Origin of the sequence: Leptospira vanthielii serovar Holland str. Waz Holland = ATCC 700522 (genome assembly GCF_000332455.1) — a bacterium.
Taxonomy (GTDB): domain Bacteria; phylum Spirochaetota; class Leptospiria; order Leptospirales; family Leptospiraceae; genus Leptospira_A; species Leptospira_A vanthielii.
In genome coordinates this window covers 166,590-184,596 of the sequence record NZ_AOGY02000042.1, presented here as the reverse complement: position 1 = coordinate 184,596, position 18,007 = coordinate 166,590, and the positions used below count along the sequence as shown (strand labels likewise).

Annotated in this window: 14 protein-coding genes; 10 read left to right on the top strand and 4 right to left on the bottom strand. The window is 39.9% G+C overall.

Translation table 11 applies throughout. The features are described 5' to 3' along the window. The first annotated feature begins 17 nt into the window (after positions 1-17). Positions 18-3,338: a carbamoyl-phosphate synthase large subunit gene (gene carB, locus LEP1GSC199_RS09915; RefSeq protein ID WP_002981316.1), complete on the top strand. Its 3,321-nt coding sequence runs from the start codon at positions 18-20 to the stop codon at positions 3,336-3,338. A gap of 39 nt (positions 3,339-3,377) precedes the next feature. Here carB and LEP1GSC199_RS09910 read toward each other — a convergent pair whose 3' ends face one another. Next, positions 3,378-3,827: a DUF1499 domain-containing protein gene (locus LEP1GSC199_RS09910; RefSeq protein ID WP_002981385.1), complete on the bottom strand. Its 450-nt coding sequence runs from the start codon at positions 3,825-3,827 to the stop codon at positions 3,378-3,380. A 390-nt stretch (positions 3,828-4,217) separates the two neighbouring features. On the opposite strand from LEP1GSC199_RS09910, the gene LEP1GSC199_RS09905 reads away from it, so the two are divergent. Together LEP1GSC199_RS09905 and LEP1GSC199_RS09900 are read left to right on the top strand one after the other, a co-directional pair. Then, positions 4,218-4,721, top strand: coding sequence for a TetR/AcrR family transcriptional regulator (locus LEP1GSC199_RS09905; RefSeq protein WP_002981602.1), 504 nt, complete (start codon positions 4,218-4,220; stop codon positions 4,719-4,721). Positions 4,722-4,733: 12 nt separating this feature from the next. Continuing rightward, positions 4,734-5,822, top strand: a complete 1,089-nt coding sequence (locus LEP1GSC199_RS09900) for an alkane 1-monooxygenase (RefSeq protein ID WP_002981294.1) — start codon at positions 4,734-4,736, stop codon at positions 5,820-5,822. 109 nt (positions 5,823-5,931) lie between these two features. Here the strand turns inward: LEP1GSC199_RS09900 and LEP1GSC199_RS09895 are convergent, their stop codons facing one another. Genes LEP1GSC199_RS09895 through ispG form a run of 3 tightly spaced genes read right to left on the bottom strand, consistent with a single transcriptional unit; the run spans position 5,932 to position 10,937 of the window. Beyond that, the gene (locus tag LEP1GSC199_RS09895) at positions 5,932-7,173 is read right to left on the bottom strand and encodes a hypothetical protein (RefSeq protein ID WP_002981627.1); all 1,242 of its coding nucleotides are present in this window, start codon (positions 7,171-7,173) and stop codon (positions 5,932-5,934) included. After that, a complete protein-coding gene (locus LEP1GSC199_RS09890; RefSeq protein ID WP_002981226.1) occupies positions 7,170-8,855 on the bottom strand; it encodes a DUF2339 domain-containing protein in 1,686 nt (561 codons plus the stop codon). The genes LEP1GSC199_RS09895 and LEP1GSC199_RS09890 overlap by 4 nt, the downstream gene beginning before the upstream one ends. A gap of 42 nt (positions 8,856-8,897) precedes the next feature. Continuing rightward, positions 8,898-10,937: a (E)-4-hydroxy-3-methylbut-2-enyl-diphosphate synthase gene (ispG, locus tag LEP1GSC199_RS09885; protein ID WP_002981464.1), complete on the bottom strand. Its 2,040-nt coding sequence runs from the start codon at positions 10,935-10,937 to the stop codon at positions 8,898-8,900. 140 nt (positions 10,938-11,077) lie between these two features. Between ispG and LEP1GSC199_RS09880 the strand changes: the two genes are divergently transcribed. Genes LEP1GSC199_RS09880 through pth form a run of 7 tightly spaced genes read left to right on the top strand, consistent with a single transcriptional unit; the run spans position 11,078 to position 17,993 of the window. Continuing rightward, positions 11,078-11,362 carry a hypothetical protein gene (locus tag LEP1GSC199_RS09880; RefSeq protein WP_002981211.1) on the top strand — a complete coding sequence of 95 codons (285 nt, stop codon included), beginning with the start codon at positions 11,078-11,080 and terminating at the stop codon, positions 11,360-11,362. Continuing rightward, a complete protein-coding gene (gene mutY, locus LEP1GSC199_RS09875; protein ID WP_002981449.1) occupies positions 11,359-12,435 on the top strand; it encodes an A/G-specific adenine glycosylase in 1,077 nt (358 codons plus the stop codon). Before LEP1GSC199_RS09880 ends, mutY begins: the two co-directional genes overlap by 4 nt. 20 nt (positions 12,436-12,455) lie before the next feature. After that, positions 12,456-15,188 (top strand): HAMP domain-containing sensor histidine kinase, encoded by a 2,733-nt coding sequence (locus LEP1GSC199_RS09870; RefSeq protein WP_002981560.1) that lies wholly within the window; start codon positions 12,456-12,458, stop codon positions 15,186-15,188. Beyond that, positions 15,185-15,601, top strand: coding sequence for a response regulator (locus tag LEP1GSC199_RS09865; protein WP_002981200.1), 417 nt, complete (start codon positions 15,185-15,187; stop codon positions 15,599-15,601). Before LEP1GSC199_RS09870 ends, LEP1GSC199_RS09865 begins: the two co-directional genes overlap by 4 nt. A gap of 21 nt (positions 15,602-15,622) precedes the next feature. Next, complete coding sequence (locus LEP1GSC199_RS09860; protein WP_002981228.1) at positions 15,623-15,898, top strand: Smr/MutS family protein; 276 nt, start codon at positions 15,623-15,625, stop codon at positions 15,896-15,898. Next, the gene (cimA, locus tag LEP1GSC199_RS09855) at positions 15,895-17,430 is read left to right on the top strand and encodes a (R)-citramalate synthase CimA (RefSeq protein ID WP_039926492.1); all 1,536 of its coding nucleotides are present in this window, start codon (positions 15,895-15,897) and stop codon (positions 17,428-17,430) included. The genes LEP1GSC199_RS09860 and cimA overlap by 4 nt, the downstream gene beginning before the upstream one ends. Continuing rightward, a complete protein-coding gene (gene pth / locus LEP1GSC199_RS09850; RefSeq protein WP_002981298.1) occupies positions 17,427-17,993 on the top strand; it encodes an aminoacyl-tRNA hydrolase in 567 nt (188 codons plus the stop codon). Before cimA ends, pth begins: the two co-directional genes overlap by 4 nt. Positions 17,994-18,007: the final 14 nt, after the last annotated feature.

Below are 18,007 nucleotides of genomic sequence, written 5' to 3'. Positions count from 1 at the left end.
AGGAAAAAGAGGAAACTATGCCGCAACGTAACGACTTAAAATCAATTTTGATCATCGGATCCGGACCTATCGTCATCGGGCAGGCATGTGAATTTGACTACTCTGGGACTCAGGCAACTAAAGCTCTCAGGGAAAAAGGAATACGAGTCATCCTCGTAAATTCAAATCCGGCTACGATTATGACGGATCCCGATCTTGCCGATGCCACTTATATCGAACCACTCACGGTTCCTGTTTTAGAAAAAATTATCAAAAAAGAAAAACCAGATGCCATCTTACCAACAGTAGGTGGACAAACTGCTTTAAATTTAGCTTTAGCACTTCATAAGGAAGGTGTTTTAGAAAAATATAATGTCGAACTTATTGGCGCTAAGGTTGAGGCCATTCGTAAAGCAGAAGATAGAGATCTATTCAAACAAGCGATGGAAAAACTCGGGATACGAGTCGCAAAATCCTTTATGGTATCCGACATGGATGCCGCAAGGAAAGCTAAAGATGAAATTGGATTTCCTATTATTATTAGACCTGCATTTACTTTAGGTGGAACTGGTGGTGGAACTTGTTATGAGGAATCTGAATTTGAAGAAATTGCCCAACAAGGCCTTTCAGCATCCCCCATATCACAAATATTAGTTGAAGAATCTGTCATGGGTTGGAAAGAGTTTGAGTTGGAAGTAATGAGAGACCTCGCTGATAACGTAGTCATCATTTGTTCTATCGAAAATTTAGACCCGATGGGTGTTCATACAGGAGATTCCATTACTGTAGCACCACAACAGACGTTAAGCGATAAAGAATACCAAAGACTTCGTGATATGTCCATTGATATCATCCGAGAAATCGGAGTGGAAACAGGTGGATCCAATATCCAGTTTGCTGTGAATCCCGAAAATGGTGATGTCATCGTCATTGAAATGAACCCGCGTGTTTCCAGATCTTCTGCATTGGCATCGAAGGCAACCGGATTCCCGATCGCAAAAATTGCGGCTCTTTTATCGATTGGATATACTTTAGATGAGATCAGAAACGATATCACTCGAGTCACACCAGCAAGTTTTGAACCATCTATTGATTACGTGGTGACCAAGATCCCAAGGTTTGCCTTCGAAAAATTTCCAGGTTCTGATAATACCTTAGGTGTTCAAATGAAAGCTGTAGGGGAAGCTATGGCCATTGGTCGTAACTTCAAGGAAAGTTTTCAAAAAGCACTTCGTTCTTTGGAAACTGACAGATTCGGTTTTGGAAGTGATGGATATCTAAAAGAACTTTTAGAATGGGAATCTATCCCAAAAGAAGAAAGAAAAACCTGGCTTACCGCGAAAGTGAAACGTCCCACTGACAAACGAATATTCTATGTAAAGATGGCTTTTGATTTTGGGATGAGTGTCGAAGAAATTTTTGAGATTTGTAAAATTGATCCTTGGTTTCTCTATCAATTTGAAGAGTTATACCAGTTAGAAAACAGGTTTCGTAAAGAGGGAAAAGCCATCATTGAAGAAATGAAAAAGGCAGGTTTTTCCAACCGCCAACTTGCTTTCCTTACTAAAGAAGAACAAATCCTGGCCCAAGTTCGCAGTGGTGCTGCTATTGAAATTACCAAAGCCAAAGTAGAAAAAACTCTTCGTGAAGAAGAGGAATCTATTGAAAAATACTTAGAAGAAAAGAACATTCATCCAGTTTACAAACGGATTGATACTTGCGCCGGTGAATTCGAAGCCTTTACTCCTTATATGTATTCCTCTTATGATGAGGAAGATGAATCTGATGTAACTTCTAAAAAGAAAGTAATGATTCTCGGTGGTGGGCCCAACCGAATTGGACAAGGGATTGAGTTCGACTATTGTTGTTGCCATGCTTCCTTTTCCCTACAGGAAGCAGGGGTGGAATCCATTATGGTCAATTCCAATCCAGAAACAGTTTCTACCGATTATGATACTTCGGACAGATTGTATTTTGAACCTTTAAGCCTTGAAGACGTGATGGCAATTTTCAAAAAAGAAAAACCAGATGGCGTCATCGTTCAGTTAGGTGGACAAACTCCTTTAAAACTAGCGAAAGAATTGGAAAAACGAGGAGTTCCCATTCTGGGAACAAGTCCAGATTCCATTGACCGTGCGGAAGATAGAAAACGTTTTGCTGAGGTTTTAGAAAAACTCAACTTAAAGTCACCTGATAATGGAATTGCTGCCTCCAAAGACAAAGCAAGAGAGATTGCAAGAAAGATTGGATACCCTGTTCTTGTGAGACCATCTTACGTGTTAGGTGGAAGGGCGATGCTCATAGTAAACGAAGAATCTGAACTAGATAAATACATGGAAGAAGCAGAAGAAGTGTCGGAAGATCGGCCACTTCTTGTAGATTCCTTTTTGCAAGATGCTGTTGAAGTGGATGTAGATGCACTTTGTGATGGAAAGGATGTATTCATTGCGGGGATTATGGAACATATTGAAGAAGCGGGGATTCACTCAGGTGACTCTGCTTGTGTATTGCCGCCACAGAACATTTCACAACGTATGTTGCAAGAAATTGAAGAAGCAACGTATCGTTTGGCTTTAGAATTAGATGTGAAGGGTTTAATCAACGTTCAATATGCTATTAAAGACGAAACTTTGTATGTATTAGAAGTGAATCCACGCGCTTCAAGAACAGTTCCTTTTGTTGCCAAATCAATAGGAATTCCTGTAGTGAAAATTGCAGTTCGATTGATGTTAGGTGAACCTTTGGCTTCCTTTAAACTAGGGAAACGTTTTTCTGCACCTATGATTACAGTGAAAGAAGCAGTTTTGCCTTTTAGTAAATTTCCGGGTGTGGATACAATCCTTGGCCCGGAAATGAGATCCACTGGGGAAGTGATGGGTGTTGCTTTGACAAAAGGGGAAGCCTTTGTTAAAGCTCAGATTATGGCGGGTGAAGAACCACCGAAACACGGAACCGTATTTGTGACTATCAATGATAAAACAAAAAAAGAGTTACTCGAATCGGTTCGTTCTTTATCTAACTTAGGTTATAATATTATCGCAACAGAAGGAACACATAAATTCCTTTCTGATAACGGAATTCTATCTAGTAAAATTAACAAAATTTACGACGGATACTTCCCGAACGTGATTGATTATATCAAAGAGAAAAAAATCCATCTGATCATCAATACTCCTCTGTCAAGAGTCACACGTGAAAATGCTTTTACGATTCGCCAAGCAGCGATTAAATATAAGGTTCCTTGTTTGACTACGGCGCAAGCCGCCAAGGCATTGATCCATGGTTTGGTGGAAATGAAGGACAAAGGATTTTCAGTGAATTCCCTTCAGGAAATTCACGCAAATCACAAAAAAGTTTAAGTAAAGAAAAGAGGGTTTAGAAAGTTTAACAGATTTCTGTTAGATTTCTAAGTCCTTGAGTATCGTTTCGATTCGATTTCGGTTCACTCCAAAATCCGATTTCCCTAACCGAGAGGCAGATCGGAAGTGAAGGAGTTTATTTTTCTCATCGAAATAGAATTCTACGTCATCTACATACCTCAAAAGTCTAGATGTAAATTCTGCATAAATGTAATTCGGATTTTCCTCTATGATCTTTGTTCGAGGAGAAACTTCCAACCTTCCTCTCAAAACCAAATAAGCATCTTTTAGGGATTTTTTATAAGGAACTGGGTTACGGTAGTGTTCTTTGTCAGTTGGGTTGGCAAAACTGCTGACGCAGTTAGGTGTCTTTGGACAGTCGGCCAATCTCTCGGATTTGATTCCAAGGGAGTCTGGCCTGGTTCCCGTACAGTTGAAAAACAATGCGAGGAGCGTTGTCCCGAGGAGGATATGGATTTTCTGGTTCATTTGATACCTATCTTTTTAGTTTCAATCTATTCGACGGTTCCGGTGAGCCTCTATGTCAAAAATCGAACAGCTTTCCCTTTTACTTCTCTGCTTTAGTCGGTCTCGGGGTTTTGGACCCCTTTTCTCGCTTGAATTTTCCCATCCTCGCTTCGTACTTGTGCCTATTCCCTTAAATCCGAGTGACCTGGGGAAGATGGACTAGGGGAAGGACGTAGACATTATGGAAAGAAATCGGGAAAAATGGGAATTCATTGCAGTTAAGAAAAAAAGATGGACAAACTGTGGTAAAAGTAATTATTTAAAACGATCGTTCGGTAAAAAGCAGGACTTTCTCAGATGCCAAAGATAGTCGATCACGATTTGTATCGGGTAGAGCTTTTGACTAAGTGTATGCCTATTTTTGTGGCCAAGGGAGTTTCTTCGGTTTCGATGCGCGAGTTGTCTAAAGAGCTCGGGGTTTCTACGGGAACTCTTTACCATTACTTTCCAACGAAGGAGATTCTCTTTGCCTCTATGGTAAGGCAGGTTGTGGCCATTGATGCCAAAGAGATTACAGAGCTTTCAGAAAATCATTCGGGGTTAGCGGACATTATGAACTTTGTTGGTTCGCGTGAGACTCATTTTATGAATCTGATGTTACTCGCGGTGGACGTAAAAAGACAACTCAGTGAATCGACAGAACTAACACAACTGGTTGAGGATTCTTTTGCAGCTTATCGAACCGCTTTGGACCGATTTTTTCCTGCAGATGCAAGTGTCATGAGTGGAAAGGCTTTTTTGTCTTTTTTTCTAGGAGCTTTGTTTTTGAAAAATAAAGCGACGGAAGAAACTGGTTGGCCTGCACTTTTTGAAGGTTTGGAGAACTTGAAGGTATTGTTTCAAAGCAAAGAATAAGGAGGTGGGTTTATGACTCTCACCAAACGACTTAGCTTTTTACTCTGTTATGTTTTGCCGATTTTGACAGTATTTGCAGAAGGCATCGGGGGACTTTCTTATTTGATTGTCCCTATCACAGTCTTTCTCATTTTGCCAGTCCTTGATTTATTTCTTGGGAGAGATACTTCCAATCCAACCGATACCAATTTTTTAGAATTACAAAATGATTCTTATTTTCGATATCTGACAGAAACCTGGGCCTATGTTCAGCTAACATTTGTGATTTGGTCTGTATATCAAATCGCTTTATTCCCTCACACCACTACAGAGTTTCTATTATTTGCAATTGCTGTGGGAATCGTAACTGGTGGGGTTGGAATCACTGTTGGCCATGAACTGGGGCATAAAAATACTCGTTATGAACAATTCCTTTCGAAAGTGATTTATATGACTGTTTGTTATATGCATTTTTATATAGAACATAACCGGGGCCATCATACCCATGTTTCTACACCGAACGATCCTGCCTCCTCCCAAAAAAACCAATCTTTTTATCGATTTTACCCGCAAACGGTGTTAGGTGCTTACAAGTCCGCTTGGGAATTGGAGAAAAAACGTTTGTCCAAGTTGGGACTCGGAGTTTTACATTACCGAAATGAAATGGTTTGGTATACGGTCGTTACGATTCTTTTTCTAACGAGTATGGTTCTACTCGGAAGTTATTTTAGTGGGCATCAAGGAATTCGTTTGGATATTCTCGGGTTTTTACTTTTACAATCCTTTGTTGCCTTTTCCCTTTTGGAACTGACAAATTATATCGAACACTATGGTTTGAAACGAAACGAAGTTACTAGTGGTAAGTTTGAAAAGGTATTACCCATCCATTCTTGGAATCAAAATTACTTTGTATCCAATGCTCTTCTTTTTCAATTGCAAAGGCATTCTGACCACCATGCCAACGCAGGGAGACGTTACCAAGCCCTTCGTCATTTTGAAGAGGCCCCTCAATTGCCCTTTGGTTATGAAGTGATGATTCTCATCGCCCTTTTTCCTCCTCTTTGGTTTTCGATGATGAATCCCATTTTGGAATCTTGGGAAAAGAAACAATCCACAAAGTGATTATCCGTTCGGTAGTTAGTATCTTTAAAAACGAGGGTATCTAATCTAACGCCTCTTTTAGTCTCACGAAGAAATACATTCTTCGTGAGCTGTCGGAGGCCCTTTGCGTTTATTTAGATTCTGATTCTAAAAGAACAGAACGTTTGGTTCTTAGAATCGAAAAAAGTAGAAATAACAAAGCGGCTACACCCAAATAAAAGAATCCAGACGCCAGATAACCAGAAATAGGTGGGTATAAAATGCTGAAACTAAAATCGGGATTTTCTGATTCGGGAAGTAGAGTTCCTAATTTTACCTCACTATTTTTGAGTTCATCACCAGAAGGATACGAGTAAGAATCAAAACTTGCCGGCCATTGGTAGGGGTTTCCATAATAGAGTGAATATCCTTCTTTGTCTCCATCTACGTTTGCAAAAAAGTAGAGTTCTTCTAGTGGTTGCACTGTGACTACATTGGTTAGGTGGAGTGTTTCATTTTCCCCATCATAAATTTGAATTTCGAATTCCGAACTAATGGTTCTTGAGAGAGGAACTTCTGTATAAACACCTTCTGATTTGTTATGGCTGACGGTCCCTTCAAATACGGTATCCCATTCCTTTTTGTCAATTTTTCCGCGGACAGTGACCCTTCGTTCCCAATTTCCTTCTTCGAATTGTAGTTTTAGAATTTGGAATGCTGATTGTGATTCATTGGGAAACAAAAATTGACAATGGTCTTCAGCAAGGATGGGATTTACTACGGTATGAGATTTTTCATAGTATAGGTTTTTGTTTTGTTTAGCACGAAGGGCAGTGGGGAATTTTAAATCAGAACCTGGCTCTGCTTCCAATCGAAGAAAACGGTGTTTTGTCCCTCCCAAATCAATTTCTCCCGAAGATTGGCTTCCATATTTATAAAGAAAAACTGTTTTTGAATCTAAAAAATTATCCGGGTTGTCACCTAACTTTAGAGTGATAGAGGTTTCATAGTCATAGGCACTGGAGACCGAAAGTTTTGTGTAGTTCATTCCTTCTGGCAGTTTTGGAAGTTCCAATACATAGATTTCTAAATCGTCTTTTTTAGAAAACAAAAGTTCTGGTTTTACTTTTTCTGTGTTTTTGGAAATCTCTTCGGCATTCTGGATATGGTAGGGAACAATCTCTCCATTGTGTGTGATGCGGAGGTCTCCATAAAAAGAATGTTTGTAGATATCTTCATCTAACATGAGTTTTACAACTCCGTTTGGAGAAAGATTGCCAGTAATCTTCAAATCCTTTTTGTATTTAAAGTTTTGAACTGCAAGGGGACGACTTGTTACTTGTGTTGTGATCGAAATAAAAAATAGTATGGGGAGTAAGTATTTAAGCTTCATTTTGTTTCCTTTTTGAAATGATTGTATAATGTTCCTGTGACGATCAGAGTCACACCTAAGAATAAACCTGCCAAAATTCGATATCCTAAACTCAAATTCCAAAAATCATAAAGATAGAATTTGATAATGACAAGAGCAAGAGAACCAAATCCTACATAGCGGAGAGATTGGATCTTTTTTCCAAATCCGACGGAGAGAGCCACAAGTCCATACAGAATCAAACTGAGTGTGTAGAGGAATAACTTCTTCTCTTCTGGAAAGCCAAGATAAATTTCTACAAAGGTTCCGAGTAACCAATACGGATAAGCGGCATACAAAAAGATTTTTGAGAACTCAGAGAACTTTCTACTATAGAGATAGGAAAGAACCAAATACACAGACCCTGTCGCAAACACCAAAAACCTTCCATTGAGAAATGGGATTTCGTTTTGGGAACGGTAGGTGAATGCAAAAATATAAAACAGGGCAAAAAACCAAACAGGGAAGGCCGCCCAGTACATATAAAGTTGTTTGGAATAGGTGGAAGCAATGGTGACAAGGAAGGCAAAACTGATAAGGCTAAAGGCCAAAAGTTTTCCTGTGGTTCCAATCACAATCAAACTGACGATAAAGGGAAGGCCGAATAAACCAATCAAATCATAGATTCTTTTTTTCTCTAAACTAAGTTTCGTTCGTCTGAGAGAACGTTCATACAATCCATAAAATAGAATGAGTAACATTGTGAGAAAAAATGGTTTTGCGACCGGATAAAATATAGAGAAAGCCCAAAAGGATTGAACAAATCCGAGACCCAAGGTAAAACCAATGGTTATTAGAGTTAAGATTGGTTCCTTAGATTTAGTTGTTTCTAAAGTCTGAAACTCTCTCAACAAAAATAAAACAAAAACACCCATTTGGAAAGTGATTGGAAAAAATGGTTTGGCATCTACCAAGTTGTCATTAGCCCAGCCAACAAAGATTAGGTGGTTTGCCGCAAGAAGGAGTAACGGGATTACTTTCCAACCAGTATCTTTCCTTACCCAAAAAAATAGAACATTCCATAAGAGTAAGTATGTGAAGAGAAATGGATAAGAATTCTGACCCGTAGAAAGAAGGATCGGGACAAGAAAGGCTCCAAGGGAAGCAAATCCAAATAACACTTCGCTTTTCTCTGCATGGGCAATGGCTACCGCAGTCAAACTGAGGATGAGTAGGCCCACAAAACAGGTTTCTGTAGAATACAAATCATACCACAAATACCCGGAATAGTAAGCAGAAAAGAGGACAGCTATCCCAAGTCCCAATAGGCTTGGGGAAAGATAAGGCCTTGTATTTCTGACACGGTATCCATAAATCAGGATCGGAATGGCAGAAACGAGGCCTATCCAAATGCGAACGGATTCATTGATCCAATACTCTTCAATGGCTAAATAGAAAAACCATATAGATGCAAGTAGAAGGGAAAACACCCCGAGTTTTACAAATAAGTTTTCACCGATCCATTGTACAAACCAATTGGGTCCATCATTGAATGGAACTTCTGTTTGGTGGATTTCAGTTGGGATTGGTTTGGAAACAGGGGGAGTTGGCTGTTTCGGAGTTTCGGGACTTACGAGAGACAAAACTCTTTCTTTTAAAAAAGAGAGTTCCCTCTCCATAGATTGAATCCTTGAGAGGATTTCTTTAGTTTCTTTTTCTTCCACGGTGGAAATGGTTCATATCCATGGACAGAGGGGAACTACTTTTTATTCTGGATCGTTCCACATTCCATTTTCACGAATGAGATCAATGAGTTGGTCGGCAGCTTCCTCTTCAGAGACACCTTTTTTTACAATTTCTTTCCCTTTGTAGAGGTGAACCTTACCAATTCCCGCACCGACATACCCAAAATCGGCATCTGCCATCTCACCAGGACCATTCACAATACAACCCATAACGGCAATCTTCACACCTTTCAGATGTCCTGTCCTTTTTTTGATCATGGCAGTGGTGGATTGTAAATCAAACATGGTTCGACCACAAGAGGGACAGGATATATATTCTGTTTTTGTTAGGCGAAGTCTTGTGGCTTGTAAAATATCAAAACTTAAAATGAGTGATTCTTCTGGTTCCCCATCCCCGTAAGACAAACGAATCAGATCGCCGATTCCATCCAAGAGACTTCCTCCCACTTTGATGGAAGATTCGTAAAGGAGTTGTTCTTTATCGTATGAGTGAGTGACAAGGGCAATGGGATAGTCTGATTCCCTTAAGTGATAGGCAAGTTTTCGAACCGAAAGTAGATCTCCATTTTTGACTGAAAAAAGTAAGTTTTCTATCTTTCGTTTTTTTGCTTCCCTAACAATTTTTTCTGTTAGGTGGATGTCCTTTGCATCGATACTCCATTCCACACAACGTTTGTCTTTGGCATAACGAGTCACAAAATCCAAAAGGTCATCCCATGATTCTTCTGATTCTTGGAAAAATAGATTGGGATTTATGACCCACTTATGCACTCGGTAAAGGTCTTCTGCCAAACTATCATATTGGTAAGTCAGTTCTTTGGATAATTCCACCGACACTGGGAGTGGAAAAGAACCGCGGCGAACCATGGTGCCAAGAGATAACAAATCCAATTCGGAATTGATCATAAAGTGCAACATTTCAGGAATACGGCCTGATTTGGTTTCTCTTTGGATGAGATTTAAAACTTCCTCTGCGGATTCTGATCCGAAAAAAGGAAAACAGATTTCGATTCGAACAGGAGATGAATCCCCGAGTTTTGTATCACCAAGGCTAAGTTCTTTGGAATAGAATCTAGAGTATTGGAAAGGATCACGAAATTCTGTATAGATTGTTTCCTGATTTGTTTGCGAAGTGGCGGTAAACGTTTCCGGTGTTAAATCCATTCCCTTTCGAAAGGATTCGTTGTATTTACGGACGAGTTCCTTTGCTACGGGGATTTCATGTATGGCATCTTCTGTAAGGGATACGCGAATGGTATCTCCGAGTCCATCTTCGAGTAAACTTCCAATTCCAATGGCAGATTTGATCCTTCCATCTTTTCCATCCCCGGCCTCTGTGACTCCTAAGTGAAGTGGATAGTCCATTCCCAAATCGTAAAATCTAGAAACTAACATACGATAAGCTTGGATCATTACTTGTGGATTGGATGCTTTCATAGAAACAACTATGTCTTTGTAGGAATTTCTTTCTGCAATGCGGATGAATTCTAAGGCCGATTCTACCATCCCGAGTGGTGTGTCACCAAACCGGTTCATGATCCTGTCAGATAGGCTTCCGTGATTGGTTCCAATCCGCATGGCCACTCCTAGTTCTTTGGAACGAAGGACTAGGGGGGTGAATACTTCTTCGATTCTTTCTAATTCTTCATTATAATCTTTATCTGTGTATTCGATGATTTCAAATTTTTTTTTGTCTGCAAAATTGCCTGGATTGATCCTTACCTTTTCCACCCATTCTACGCACTTCAGTGCAACTTGCGGAGTGAAATGGATATCTGCCACTAAGGGAACTTTTAAACCTAACTCTTTCATTCGTTTGCGAATGTTTGGTAAATTGTCCGCATCGGCTTGACTTGGCACTGTTAGGCGAACGATTTCTGAACCCGCTTTTTCTAAATCGGCAATTTGTTGGATACTCGCATCCGTATCTCTTGTGTTAGATGTGATCATGGATTGGATCCGAATTGGATTTTTTCCTCCAATTCCGACAGCACCCACCATCACTTCGCGTGTAGGGCGTCTTTTGTAGTAAAATGGCGATTCGTTATATTTGGTGCTCATTTGAATCTTATGTTCTCATTATCTAGAAAATTAAATTCGAAATTTTGGGCAAGCAGTATGAAAAAAATCTGATGGTTTCAATTTCCATCCTCCAGGGACCGAAAATCTATTTAGGAAGATCACCTCGAGTTTTAGACACGATGAATACTGAAGTAAAACAAGGATTACAGCGAAAATACCGGGTGCAGGTGACGGTAGCGATTTACCGTGTGGGAAGTTTATCCTATAAAAGTGAGATCCTTGCTCCGGCTTATTATGACAAACGACAAGAAGCTAGGGATCATATTCGCCAAGAAATTAGAGAAAGATTAGCACATTCCAAATTCTTCCGATCCACTCGTTTGGACTACGACCTGGTTCGTTATACAGAAGAGGGGAGTTGTAATACCTACCTTCGTTACAGCATACAAGACTCGGAAACTTGATTCCTCAAAAAAAACTACACGAATGGTATTTAATTCATAAAAGGGACCTCCCGTTTCGAAAGAAAAAACAAGCTTATCCTATATGGGTTTCCGAAGTGATGCTTCAGCAAACTCGTGTTAATGCGATGTTGCCTTTGTATGAATCGTTTATCAAAAGATTTCCCACACCAGAATCTTTAGCTTCCGCAGAAGAGGAGGAGGTGCTTGCCCATTGGAAAGGACTTGGTTATTATAGCCGGGCTCGCAATCTAAGAAAGGCCGCCATCTTTTTAGTTCAAAATTACAACGGATCTTTTCCGAGAGATTTGGCCTCTGTTTTGAAACTTCCAGGAATTGGAAATTATACGGCAAGGGCAGTTCTCTCCATCGCTTATGATCTACCACTTGCTGTTTTGGATGGAAACGTAAAACGTGTCCTCTCTCGTTATTATGGGTATTCAGAAAATATTTTAGGATCAAAAGCAGATACCGACTTACAAAAGCTAGCTGATGACTTTCTGAACTTAGACCATCCTGGAGACCACAACCAAGCCGTGATGGAGCTTGGGTCTACACTTTGTCTCCCAGAGTCACCGAAATGTTTGATATGCCCTCTGAGTGATTCGTGTTTTGCAAAAATCCACCAAAAGACGTCAGAGATTCCCCTGAGAGTTAAGGACAAAAAACAGATCCAACTAACAGCCGAAATTTTAGTGTTTTTCTATAGGGAAAACATCCTTCTTGTGCGAGAACCTAAGATGCGTTTTTTAAAAGAGATGTTCCATCTGCCGTATGGATTTACTGGAGAAATTCCTGCCGAAGCGTATGAACCCACTCCTTTTTTTTTGGCCTTAAGAGAATCTTTGTTGGGTCCGAATCCGAAACCGATAGGGCAGTTCAAACATACAATCACCCACCACAAAATGAATTTTTCCGTTCTCACTTCTCGATTAGAAAACAGATCCCGAGTTGAAACTCTGGCAAAGGAATTTGCTGTGGAAAGTAAGTGGGTCACTCTATCCACTTTGGATTCTGAATTTCCCTCTTCCCTTGCTTCTAAGGTAAAAAAGATTTTGCTTTACTTAGAACCATAGTTCGATACCATTCATGGGCTATGGTCGAGATCATTGTTTGGATCGAACTTGTTATTTCCAACATCCCATTGCCTATATTGGAGGTATGGGGTCGGTTTTCATTTTTACTAGGATCCATTATTTCGATATTCGCCTTTACTGGTTTTACATTTCGGAATGGAAAAACCTTCCGAATCTCTAGAGAAGTCTGGAATTGGAACCTAACAAGTTTCTACTGGTTTCTCATCACCTTCGTTACCATCTTTCTAACTGGATATTTGGGAAGCTCTATTGTTCTTATCCCCGGGGCCCAAACTCTCGAAAGCCTAAAGGATCTTTCTGTTTTCCTATGTTTGAATTTTTTTGGATACCCTGCTTTACTTGCAGTTCCTTTTGCCTACGGACTTTCTGATTTGATTGAGGGTGTACCTCCCGAATTTCTCTGGGACTGGTTACCCGGTTATTTTATCAACCCAAGTTTATTTTGGATCTCTTATCAAATGATAGGTAAGTCACCTGATTTTCGTAAGTTTCGAATTTGGGTGTATTACTTTTTATTTGTCCTACTCTTTTTATTTCTCGAACCATTTTTATGGGGATATTTATGTTCGGAACAATTCGGTGCTGAAATTTCTTACCATACTGTAAGTTCTGCTCTTCTATTCACTACCGGCATTACTTGGATTTTGGCTCCGTTTGTGATGTTAGTTACTTTTCCCCTTGTGAGAAGGTATGGATTGTTTTGGGCAGAGGTTCCAGGCCAAATGAAAGAAGTCACTCTTTCTGAGCCTCAAACCATATGGAAGTCGGGGCCAAAGGAATTCGATAATTTACAAACTGAGTCTGATCTAAGATCGGGAATTTCGTTGCAACTATTCATTGTTACACCTTTTGTTTGTTTGGTTTTGATTCTAGTCGGTGTTACTGCTTATATAACTCTTAAAAATGCAGAACAATCTGCTTTCCAAATGGTGGAAGTTTTACACAGACAATGGTCAAAGAATATCAGTCTTAGTTTGGATCGGTATTTGTCTTCGATTCCTGCAACTAACAATGAGATAAGGGATATTAGTGGTTTCGAAAAAGTTTTAGATGATTCTAAAGTCAATTCACAAGGTCGAGTATTTTTACTCGATGAACAATTATATCCATTGGCATCTCTCTCCTCAGAATTTAGAAAATCGAGGTTACTCGAAACTGTTCGAGTAGAACTAAAAAAACTGGGAAACGATATCAATACATCCGAAAAAAGGTTTAGTTTTGCGGTAGTGACCAAAAAACCACTCTCTCGTGATAACTGGAATGCGATGGTCACCATCTATGTTCATCCTAACTTAAAAGAAAAAACCTATCTTATCACATTGTTTCCTTACTCTTTTTATTTGAGTGGAGTCATTACGGGTAATAGTGAATCTGCGATGGTTTTTGCATGGGCGATCCTCCTTAGTTTGATCTTAGCTGCGGTACTCGCTGAGTTTGTGACAAGGCCCGTTCTCTCATTTGCAAAAGCATCCAAATCTCTTGCGAGGGGAGATTGGAATTATCCTGTAGATGAAAGTATGATTGCAGAACTCAAAGATCTATCGGAAGCCTTTCGTTTTATGTCCTCGGAACTCAAACAGAGTTTTGAACGCGTAGAAGAAAGCCAACGTTTGGTTATGGAGACAAATTCCAATTTGGAGGAAAAAATTGGACAACGAACGGAAGCGTTAATTGAAAGTAATCGCAGTCTTGTGGAGATGATCGAGACAAAGGAAAAAATCCTTATCGATTTACACAATACACAAACACAACTTTTGATGAGCGAAAAGTTAGCAGCCCTGGGTCAATTTGCAGCAGGGATCACTCATGAGCTCAACACTCCACTCGGCGCCATTACCTCCAGTGTCCGTGCTATGTCTGAGATTTTAAAAAATGATATCACCGACTTACCCGTATTTTTAGAATCCTTGAATCTCTCTGAAAGAGAAGATTTTCGATACTTACTCCATTTAAGTGTATCTTTTGGATCTCGTAATTCGGGACTACTCAACCGAGCAGAAAAAAAAGAACGATTGGGAATTTTGAATTCGCACCAAATTGAAAATCCAGAAGAGATCATTGAAGATCTAACTTCACTAGGGATCTTACAATTGGATGAACCACTTCTTAAAGTTTTAAAAAAACCAAGGTCTGGAATTATTTTGCAAAATGTATTAATTCTCGGGGGTTTATACCGTTTGGTGTATGTGGTGCAAACGGCGACAGAAAAAGCATCCCATGTAATCAACGCCCTCAAACATTATCTACATACCGATCGGTTAGAAACAGAAACAAAGTTTCAAAATGTTCACATTCCTACGGAAATAGATTCCATTCTTACCTTGTATCAGGCAAAAATAAAAAACGATGTTGAAATTATCAAATTCTATTCTACATCTGATTATTGTTTGGTGGAAAGAGACAAACTCAATCAAGTTTGGATCAATATTATCAACAATGCATTACAAGCGATGGACTATCGCGGAAAATTAATAATTTCCGTGACATCGGATACGAATTCTGTCATCACATCCATTCAGGATTCGGGAAAGGGAATTGCGCCTGAGATTCGCGATAAGATCTTTTTACCTTTTTTTACTACAAAAAAACATGGCGAAGGGATTGGGCTTGGGCTTGACATTTGTAAACAAATCGTAGAAAAAATGAAAGGCCGAATCGAATTCTCGTCAGATGATCATGGGACCGAATTTAGAGTGTATTTGCCAAAAGTAGTAGAAGGGGAAAGAGTTTGAATATTACGCAAGTACAACAGGAAAAAAACGCAATCCTTTGTGTGGATGATGAACCGATCCTTCTTCTTTCCCTCGTACAAGAACTGAAACGGGAGATTGGTGGTAGTTTTACCTACGAAACGGCTCAAAATCCAGAAGAAGCCATGGAAGTCATCGATGATCTTTGTCATTCGGGAGTGGAAGTGATTCTTATCCTTTCCGATTGGCTGATGCCTGGAATGCGTGGGGACGAATTTCTCATCCAAGTGCACCAAAAATACCCACATATTAAATCCATTCTAATTTCTGGCCATGCAGATCGAGATGCCATCAACCGAGTGAAGGAAGAGGCAAAAACTTATGCCATTTTTTCCAAACCTTGGAATAGCAGGGAATTACTCGATGCAGTTCGTTTCTGTTGCAATTTGACCTAAGTCCCATTTTCTGGACGTAAGGTGCGTACCATCTACATCCGCAAACTCCGATTCGAAGAAGCTCGGATCAAACTAGAACGAGAAATCCATGATGCCTATATGGATGGGGAAACCTATGTGGAGATCTTACATGGAATCGGGGAGGGAATTCTCCGGCGAATGGCGATTGACTATGTAGCGACTTGCGATTTTCTGAAATTAGTGGAGACCGATCCGATGTTTCGGTCCAATCCGGGCGCAACGATAGTCGAAATTCTCGCTCCGTCCAAAGAATACATCAACCGATTGAAATCATGACCGAATCTAACTCTACTATAGAAATCCTGGACGTTACTTTGCGTGACGGGGAACAAACAAACGGTGTCTCTTTTTCTTGGCAGCAAAAATTAAATATCACCAAACATCTATTAAAAGATCTAAAAACTAATCGAGTGGAAATTGCCAGTGCACGTGTTTCCCCGGGCGAATTTGAAGCCGTTAAAAAAATAGTGGAATGGTCTAAATCAGAAGGCCTTCATGATCGGATTGAAATTTTAGGATTTGTGGATATTGATAAAACGGTGGAATGGATGAAAGGAACGGGAGTTCGTGTCCTCAATCTTTTAACGAAAGGTTCACTCAACCACCTAACTAATCAACTCCGAAAAACTCCCACCGAACATTTTTTAGACATCCAAAAGACGGTAGCTAATGCAAGTGCTTCTGGAATTACAGTGAATGTTTATTTGGAAGATTGGTCTAATGGATATTTACATTCTCGTGATTATGTTTTAGAATATTTGAGTGTTGTCTCAAAGTATCCTGTGAGTAAATTTTATTTAGCAGATACACTTGGTGTTTTGTCACCAAGGGAAGTACGAACTGCGATCACAGATTTAGTGAAAGAGTTTCCGAAATTATGGTTTGAATTTCATGGTCACAACGATTATGATTTGGCTGTTGCGAACTGTTTGGAAGCAGTAGAGGCTGGGGTTCGCGGACTTCATGTGGCTGTGAATGGACTGGGGGAAAGGGCAGGTAACTCACCACTGGAGGCTGTAGTCACTGCTTTACATGACAAAACAAAATTCAGAACCTCGGTTGTAGAAAGAGAAATCACTAATGCATCTAGGCTTGTCGAAATATTTTCCGGGAAACGAATCTCAGATAATCGTCCGATTGTGGGGGAAGATGTATTCACACAAACGGCTGGGGTTCACGCCGATGGTGACAAAAAAGGAAATTTATATGCCAATCCTATATTACCCGAAAGGTTTGGGCGGACCAGAGTCTACGCCTTAGGTAAGTTAGCTGGTAAAGCAAGCATTACCGAAAACTTAAAACAGTTGGGAATGGTTCTTTCTCCTGAAATCGAAAAAAAGGTTTTAGAAAGGGTTATAGAACTCGGGGACCAAAACAAAACTGTCACGAAAGAAGATCTTCCTTATATTATCTCTGATATCACTGGCGAAAATTTAGAAGCTAGTTTTCGAATCGAAACTTGCACTGTGACCAGTGGGATTGGTGTGAAACCCAAAGCGGAAGTAAAAGTCAATTACCAAGGAAAGTATTTTGAAGCGAATGGGGAAGGCGACGGCGGTTATGACGCTTTTATGAATGCTCTTGGGAAAATTCTAAAAGAATTAAATATCCAAATTCCAAAACTCTATGACTATGAGGTAAGGATTCCTCCTGGTGGGAATACCAATGCCCTGGTCGAAACTGTGATTACTTGGAAAGGGGAGGGAGATTCACATCCGATTCGTACGATTGGAATTGATTCTGACCAACAAGTGGCGGCTGTAAAAGCCACAGAACGATTGTTACATATTTTACTCGGAAACGTATGATTCATTTTCTCATTGTAGGCCTTGGAAATCCAGGGGACAAATACAAAAATACTCGCCATAACATTGGTTTTATGATCTTAGATGCACTGGCCGCAAGTTTCGGTGTTTCGTTTAAAGATTCTAAAAAGTATATGGAAACCACTCATACTTGGGAAGGGGACAAAGTGCATCTTCTCAAACCTCAAGAGTTTATGAATCTTTCAGGAAAATCCACACAAACCCTTGCCAACTTATATAAAATCCCTCCTTCCCAAATTCTTGTGATCCAAGACGAAGTAGACCTACCTTTTGGAAAAATAAAAAATAAAATTGGGGGCGGAACTGCCGGCCACAATGGACTAAAAGATATAGTCGCAAAAATCGGATCACAGGATTTTCATCGGTTGCGATTTGGTGTGGGAAAACCGGAAAAAGGGGGAATGGAAGTGGCTGACTTTGTATTACAAAATTTCAATTCAGAAGAACGAAGTAGTTTGGATACACTCATCAAAGAATCCATTACCAAAACTGAAGATTGGATCCGAACCAACCGTAATCTTATTCGAAAAGAAAATGGGGTTTAGGGTTTATTATTATC